Below are 2,734 nucleotides of genomic sequence, written 5' to 3'. Positions count from 1 at the left end.
GTCAATCTGACAGTTTGGCCGCTTCTGACATTTCGGAAGTGTCAGCCAGCGCGAAACTGTCAGTCTGACAGTTTGGCGCGGCGGGCCACCAGCGACCTCAGGGCAGCCAGCTGCGCCAGTCGAGGTCCCACGGTGCTTCGCTGAGCGGCGTCCACGCGACGCCGTTGGTCATGATCGACCACGCCAGCGCGCCACCGAGCGCCAGGAACGCGGCCGCGGTGAGCAGCCAGCCGCCGCCCGTGCGTGCGAGCGGAGCGAGAAGACCCCGGACCGGCCGGCGCAGACGCGCGGAGCCCGGCCCCAGCAACAGGCCGAACCCGACGCCCAGACCAGCCCAGGCCGGCCACTGCAGGTCCGGCGCGCCGGCGACTCCGGCGGCGAGGGCGCCGATGCCACCGATCACGGCAGCGGTCAGCAGGAGCAGGGCCGTCACCGGGAGCGAGACGAGGAGGTCCACGGGCGACTTCAGGAGCACCAGCGGTACGTCGTACCAGCGGCGGCCGCGGGCGTCACGACGCGACCGGTGACCGTCGGCAGCGAGCGCACCCCACCGGAGCACGGCGACGACCACGGCGAGCGCGGCCAGCACCGGAATCGGGGCAGCCGCGATGCCGGCCGCGACGACCAGCAGGAGGCCGAGGCCCAGCGTCCAGCGGCGGAGCCGCTCCCCCACCGGAACCCGGCGCTTCACAGGCGCCTCGGACCACAGCGGCGGCTCGTCGTCGATGACCAGCGGCTCGTCGACGGGCATCACCCGCGTTGCCGGAGCAGCCGCGCTGCGCGGCGGGACGCCGGACGGCAGGAGCGTCGCGTTGCGCGCGTCGAGCACGCGCACGAGCGCCCCGAGCGTCGGGCGACGGAGCGGGTCGGGATCGAGCGCGGCCTCGACAGCGATGCGCAGCGACGGGTCGAGGCCTTCGAGGTCGTGGTCGCCTCGGCGCACGCGGTCCATGACCGCCATCGCATGCCCCGAGCCGTACGGCGCCCGGCCGGTGCCCGCGAAGGCGACCGTGGCCGCCCACGAGTGCACGTCTGCCGGCGGTCCGGGCTCGTCGCCGGCGATCACCTCGGGCGCCATGTAGCCGGGGGTCCCGAGCAGGAAGCCGGTGCGGGTGATCTTCGTGTCGTCGCCGAGTCGGGCCAGTCCGAAGTCGATGAGGACCGGGGTCATGCCGTCGAGGACGACGTTGGACGGCTTCACGTCGCGGTGCATGACGCCAGCCGCATGCACGGCCTGCAGCGCCTTCGCCAGCGAGATCGCGAAGCGCCGGAGGTCCGGTCCGAGGAACGGGCCGGCCTCGGTGATCTCGTCGTGCAGCGACGGGCCGTCGACGTACCGCGTGGCGACGTAGGGCACCGGGCCCCACGGGTCCGCGTCGATGATCTCGGCGACGAGCGGGGACGTGACCCGCGACAGGGTCGCGACCTCGCGCTCGAGACGCTCGCGCGCCTCCTCGTCACCGACCACGTGCGGGCGCAGCACCTTCAGCGCGGCCAGCCGGCCCCGCTCGTCCTCCGCGAGGTGGACGACACCCATGCCGCCCTCGCCGAGCCGGCGCTGCAGGGTCCAGTCGCCGACCCGGACTGCCTCCACGTCAGAGGACCTTGTGCATCCAGTGGTGCGTGTCCTCCGCGCGACCGAACTGGATGTCGACCAGCGCCTCGCGGATTCGAGCCGTGAGCTCACCGGTCTCGGCGGTCGGCGCGGCCGTCTCGCGGCCGGCCTCCTTGAGCGTGCCGACGGGAGTCACGACGGCGGCGGTGCCGCACGCGAAGATCTCGACGATGTCACCGCTCGCCACACCATCGCGCCACTCGTCGATGGAGAACTTGCGCTCCTCGACGGTGTGGCCGAGGCCCTTGGCCAGCTCGATGATCGAGGCGCGCGTGATGCCCTCGAGGATCGTGCCGCTGGTCGCCGGGGTGACGACGCGACCGTCCTTGAAGACGAAGTAGAGGTTCATGCCGCCGAGCTCCTCGACGTACGTGCCCTCCTGGGCGTCGAGGAAGACGACCTGGTCGCAGCCCTGGGCGTACGCCTCCTGCTGCGCGACGAGCGACGAGGCGTAGTTGCCGCCGGTCTTGGCATCACCCATGCCGCCCTTGCCGGCACGCGTGTACTCGGTCGTGAGCCACAGCGTGACCGGCTTCAGCCCGCCCTTGAAGTACGAGCCCGCGGGCGAGGCGATGACCATGAAGGTCACGTGCTGCGAGGGCCGCACGCCGAGGAACTTCTCGGAGGCGAACATGAAGGGGCGGATATAGAGGCTCTTCTCCCCCTCCGAGCCCGGCACCCAGCGCTCGTCAGCCTGGACCAGCGCGTCGACGGCCTGGACGAAGTCCTCGATCGGCAGCTCGGGCAGCGCCAGGCGCCGGCTCGACTTCGCCATCCGCGCAGCGTTGGCCTCGGGACGGAACGTCCAGACCGAGCCGTCCTCGTGGCGGTAGGCCTTCATGCCCTCGAAGGTCTCCTGCGCGTAGTGCAGGACCGCGGTCGCAGGGTCCAGCGTGATCGGGCCGTACGGCGTGATGCGCGCGTCGTGCCAGCCCTTCTCAGGGGTCCACTCGACCGTGAACATGTGGTCGGTGAAGTGCGTGCCGAAGCCCGGGTCGGCCAGGATCTCGGCGAGGCGGGCGTCGTCGACCGGCTGCGGCGCCGGGGTGCTGCTGATCTGCATGGGGCTCACGGTATCCAACCTTCGTTGGGGAAATGGGAAGGGCGCCGGGCACGTCG

Annotated in this window: 2 protein-coding genes; both read right to left on the bottom strand. The window is 71.9% G+C overall.

What is annotated here, in order from left to right; translation table 11 throughout:
* Positions 1 to 97: 97 nt before the first annotated feature.
* Entirely contained in the window at positions 98 to 1,594 is a 1,497-nt protein-coding gene (locus EPD65_RS16025) for a serine/threonine-protein kinase (protein WP_131585956.1), read from the bottom strand.
* A gap of 1 nt (position 1,595) precedes the next feature.
* Positions 1,596 to 2,678 carry a branched-chain amino acid aminotransferase gene (locus EPD65_RS16020; protein ID WP_131585954.1) on the bottom strand — a complete coding sequence of 361 codons (1,083 nt, stop codon included), beginning with the start codon at positions 2,676 to 2,678 and terminating at the stop codon, positions 1,596 to 1,598.
* Between the last annotated feature and the right edge of the window lie 56 nt (positions 2,679 to 2,734).

The organism is Nocardioides jejuensis, from assembly GCF_004337475.1.
Taxonomy (GTDB): Bacteria; Actinomycetota; Actinomycetes; order Propionibacteriales; family Nocardioidaceae; genus Nocardioides; species Nocardioides jejuensis.
Note: the sequence above shows the minus strand (reverse complement) of the source record. Positions and strands in the feature narration are given on the sequence as shown.

Coding starts and splice junctions, on each gene's coding strand:
- EPD65_RS16020 (WP_131585954.1), bottom strand. CDS start 2,678: ATGCAGATCAGCAGCACCCCGGCGCCGCAGCCGGTCGACGACGCCCGC.